The sequence below is a fragment of the Thiolapillus sp. genome, from assembly GCF_048562965.1.
In the GTDB taxonomy this organism is placed as follows: Bacteria; Pseudomonadota; Gammaproteobacteria; order Chromatiales; family Chromatiaceae; genus Thiolapillus; species Thiolapillus brandeum_A.
Genome location: NZ_JBHNMF010000241.1, coordinates 1 through 4945 on the forward strand (window position 1 = coordinate 1; position 4945 = coordinate 4945).

The following is a 4945-nucleotide window of genomic DNA, read 5'->3' on the forward strand; positions in this document are numbered from 1 at the left end:
GCTAGGCTCTATAAAATATGAAAGTGTCACCCGCATTTCGACTCTTGTGTCACCTAGCGCTTCCAGCTCATCCAAAGGCCAAGGCAACTTGTGCAGATTCATATCTCTTAAGGTAGGTGTGTTACTTCCCTCTCTTTTAAAAGGGTGCAGACTATCCTCACAAATCAAGGTTAAGGAATTCTCTACACTCCATAAAGCCCGTGCTAAATCAGGTTGCCCAAATCCGCAATGGCGTACCAGATTTGCAACCTCTGTCTTGTTTGGATTTGAGGGATTGGAAAGGAACTGTCTCCTCATTGCTGATGTCCATTCAGCAGAATGAACCATCAACCCACGAATAGTTTCTACTCGTAGCCCTGGATATTCCATCATAAGCTGCGCAGCCATTTGAGATGCCAAGGCAGTTGCCGCGCTTGTCGCATTGGTGGTTGTAAATAATCGATTCTCGATTTCAGCATTAGTGGTCAGCAAGCTAAGGCTCGGCATCCAAGCGGCTCCCACATCATCCTTGGCCACATTCCCCCCTTCAAAAACGATATCTGGCTTAAGCGGCCAATGGGGCTGCCATGTCTGAGATGTTGTACTAAAAGGGCTTAGCTCACCAACTCGTGCAATGGGCTGATAGCCATCTGTATCTGGCTCAGTAATGTGAACCAACTCGGTACTCGCACCTATCGTGAGCACATTCCACGCTTGTCCAGGATCGTGAATGCCATCAGTGCTGTTGCTATCAGGGTAGTGTTCCCAGGCATTGGGATCATCGACATTGCCCGCTGATACTACAAATAATCGAGGCGTCTCCCTCTGATTTTCATAGTCTACCGCAAGCCGATCGATTGTTGCAGACCATGCGGAAGGTCGCCCTCTATCTCTGGCATCTCTGGCCGTAACCGCCATACTAAAAATACGCTGGCGATTTGGTGCGGGTATTTCCGGTCGATTGACTGCTTGCATCGTCAAATAACCATGGTAGTCGGGATCCCCGTTATTGTTATTATTTCCATCAAGCAGTTTAGATGATTCCAGACGGTGAGAAACAGAAACAGCACCATCTGAATCCAGCAGAGGAGTCAGGTTTCCCAACAAAGCCAACCCAGCCATCTCTGTACCATGGCCATGAGAATCGTTTGTTCCCCATCCTGGTTCCACAGTATGAAGATCTGGTACTGCCAATGCATCTTCCAATAGAGGATGACCGCGATTCACTCCAGTATCTAATATGCAGACATAAGGTACCGGTTCATTCGTTGAAGGTACGCTCAATCGCTGTAAAAGCTCATCGACCCATTCTGGTTGTTCATCCGGCGGAATCGAATCAAAAAAATCTGCGGTTTCCTTTGCGCGGCGCAACTCAGCAATACTGTTCAAGACCAATACAGAATGCTGCATCTGTCTAACAGTACCGTACAACAGTAATACAGTTCGCTCAGGAAACTCGATTTGTCCCTTGGCAGTTCGAAACCCCAAGTTCTCCGCCAATTTCTTAAAACTATACACTTCCTCAAAACGGCTACCCCTGACAGGTAGCCACACTTCCCACCAAAGCGGCTCATCCTCCTCCTCAGGAAACACTCCAGGGTCATCCGTCCACAACGCTTTCAGACTGGCAATTCGGATATTTCTGATGGCATCGAGTAATTTTTGATTTCTTGGCACTCCTTTGTCAGTATCCTTTTCTTTATCCAGATATGCCATTACCTGGTTTTCTAATATATGCAGTTTTCCATCTGGAACGAAAATGGTAGCCATAGTCCGTTCTTGTTCGTGACGGACATTGAGTAGATCTATTCCTGAGCGCTCTTTCGCTAATGACTCAAAAGCCAATTCTATTTCAGGAAAGCTTTCAAACTCTACTTGAAGACCAAACCCATCTTCCATACCAGCATCTTCCTGTCTAGCTCTGGCCTGGGAGATTTCTGGTTTCAAAGAATCCAGCTGACTCAGTAACTCACCACCATGTTGATGTCGATTGCGACGGGGTATTCCACTTCCACCTCCACCCCCGCCGGGGGGCCTAAAAGGTTCTGGAGCGGACGTATGCTCCAGGATAAAATGTGGCTTATTTCCATTCTCCGCCATAACTAACGACTTCCGTGACTATTGCGCATTCTTCTGGAATCGATCTGCCATACGAATGCGCTCTTCAATTGCAATCCTGATAGCCCCTTCACGTATGCTTTTCATCTTTTCCATAATTGCTTCTTTCATGGCCTCATCACACGCTCGTACAATCTCTGCGTAACTGAGTCCCTTTGCCTTTCTCGCCAATCGTTTCCAGGAAACACCTTTTGCGGATTTTTGACCCAATCTGGACTTTAATAGTCCAGCAATATGTAACTCATCGGGCAACTCATAATGCAGAATATCATCAAACCGACGAAACAAAGCATGATCCAAGACCTCAGGGTGATTGGTCGCAGCTACAATGAGGCTGTGTGAATCATCCTGCTCTATCATTTGCAGAAAACTATTGAGAATCCGTCGGACTTCACCCACATCATTTGTTAGCCCTCGCTGTGAGCCAATGGCATCAAACTCATCAAAAAAATAAACCCCGCGCGTTCTATCAGTAGCATTAAAAACCTGCCTTAACTTGGCAGCAGTTTCACCCATGTACTTGGTAATCAAACCATCCAACCGAACCTGAAACAACGGCAGTCCAAGCTCCCCTGCCAAAACAGCAGCCGTCATCGTCTTACCAGTTCCTGGTGGCCCCATCAGAAGCAATTTACGCCTAGGTGACAAACCATGCTCTAGAATTTGGGATGCTTGACGCTGTTCCCGAATAATTCGCTTAAGTTGGCAATCAAGAGAACTATTCAACACCATTTCTGTCATCCGGTTCTTTGGATATGAAACAGTAAGCAAACCGGCTAGCTCTCCTCTTGGGCGTCCAATGGGAACCGCTTTACCCGCATTTTTTTGAGGAAGGCCGCGACGTTCTTTCGCCCGATCGATCATATCCCGCAACTCTTCAGCTAATTTACCATGACCGATTTTTGCTTCATGGGCAGCAAGTTGCATAGCAATGGAATAAAACCGCTCATCATCCCCATCGGCATGAGACTTTAGTAATGCTTTCAATTGGTTAGCGCTAGCCATGATCTTTTCCTCCGATCACCATCATACCTTAAACACCTTCATCACCTCATCCCCAAGGTGATTGATGACTTTTACCGCTATGCGCCCTGATTTTGGCTTAGGGAAAGGCCGGGAGGTATCACTGTTTAGCGTCGACCAGGCATCGACATTGATCTCGGCTTTGAGGGTGGTTTTGAGCGCTTTGTAGGGGTCGTTCGCACCGAGGAAGTAGGCATGGCGGACGAAGAAGCTTTCTTCGTTGTAGTCGGTGTCGATAAACCAGCAGGCGATGCCTTCGGCGCCGTCAGATCGGACTTCGCCTGTATTGGGGTGGAAGACGTCGACACCGTTGACTTTGACCTGGATCTTGCCGTCTTCGGTATCGAGAATGTCGATATCCGGTTCACCGAAGATGACGAACAGGTTGCCCTTTCCTGTGTTCTTGAGATCGTCGGCCATGTGGAGGTCGGCGTTCATGCGTGCCTTGAGGACAGGGATGCGGCCAAGGTTGTTGAAATCGGTTGAGTGGGCATCGTAGTTGAAGGCACAGGTAATCAACACGTCGAAATCAGCATCACCGGCTTCCCGGGCGGCTTGCACCAGATCGGGGCGGGAGACGGTACCAAATTCAGGGCCGATGAAGATAGCAGCGCGTTTCTGGCCCTCTTCATCTTCATAGCGTCCCTCAGCGCAGATGAGTTCACCCGGCCAGGGGGTCAGAGAGGTAAATACGATCTTGTCTTCCTTGTGGGCCTGTTGAACACCTGCAGTACGCAGATTATCCATGATCATCTGGACGAAACCCTGCTCCTCGCCATACTTGCCCTGTGCATCCTCGATGCCTTCGACGAGTTCATCATTTTCATCCACGACCAAAACACGGTGGGGAGACAGGCTCTCGACGGTGAAGGGGCCGGCTACGCGCACCCGGTTCTTGTCTTCATAGGGCTTGTCATAGAGGTATTCAAAATCTGCCCTGGCAGCTATAGAGGCATCGATCTCTTTTTGCCGGGCAATGCGCTGTTCCCAGAACTGACGATGCAGCTCGATGGCTTGCTCATCTTCCCATAGGTCATAGGGTTTATCGGGCAGGTCTTCCAGTCGATAATTACGCACCAGTTCATTGTTGATGGTCTTGAGCTGAGTCAGCTTCTTACGTTCGGTATCGGCAAGCTGCAGCTTCTCCCAAGCCCTGGTTGCCTTTTCCGGCCAGGGGAAACCCGGCTCACGGGGGACTTCCCATTCCTGGATTGTATCAGGTACTTCCATTGTGTAATTTTGCTTCGTGCGCCAATTTTCTAGCCAGTCTGGGTCGATGGCGGTAATCGCCTGAGTGAGCTGTTCACGCAACGATTCCAGTTTTTCCTGAAACTGCTCCCAGATCACATCGATCTCGGCGTTGTTGGCGATGGATTTCAGGGTGATATGGGGTACGCGCTGGTAAACGAAGCCCTGGCGGATATCACCATGGGTTGGGGACTGCGAAGGGGTTGTGCGGGTGATTTCGGCTTCCTTCTGCTGACCTTCGGGGCTGTCGGTCAGCAGGTAGAATGGATAGCGGGCACCCATGATGCGGGCGCGGGCCAATGCCAGAGCAACACGGGATGTGTCGATGGTAATCCAGCGGCGGCCCCATTGTTCAGCAACATAGGCGGTAGTACCAGAGCCGCAGGTGGGGTCGAGAACCAAGTCGCCGGGATCAGTTGCCATGAGGATACAGCGCTGAATAACTTTTTCCGTGGTCTGGACGTAACTACTCACCCCTATCAGCATAGAGCTGTCCCGAAAAGGCCATTTGAATGGCGACCAGCGGATTGTATCCCTGATTTGCCATGGTCTGCAGGTAACTGGAGATGCGGCAATA

General features: G+C 49.7%; 2 protein-coding genes and 1 pseudogene. All 3 read right to left on the bottom strand.

The features are described from left to right. The coding region (locus ACOCD2_RS12240; protein WP_419625710.1) for a S8 family peptidase at positions 1-1926 on the bottom strand (1926 nt) is incomplete at its 3' end. 171 nt (positions 1927-2097) lie between these two features. Continuing rightward, positions 2098-3102, bottom strand: a complete 1005-nt coding sequence (locus tag ACOCD2_RS12245) for an AAA family ATPase (RefSeq protein WP_293714910.1) — start codon at positions 3100-3102, stop codon at positions 2098-2100. A 21-nt stretch (positions 3103-3123) separates the two neighbouring features. Further along, positions 3124-4833 (bottom strand): annotated as a pseudogene (locus ACOCD2_RS12250) (DNA methyltransferase); the annotation flags it as partial. Positions 4834-4945 lie beyond the last annotated feature (112 nt).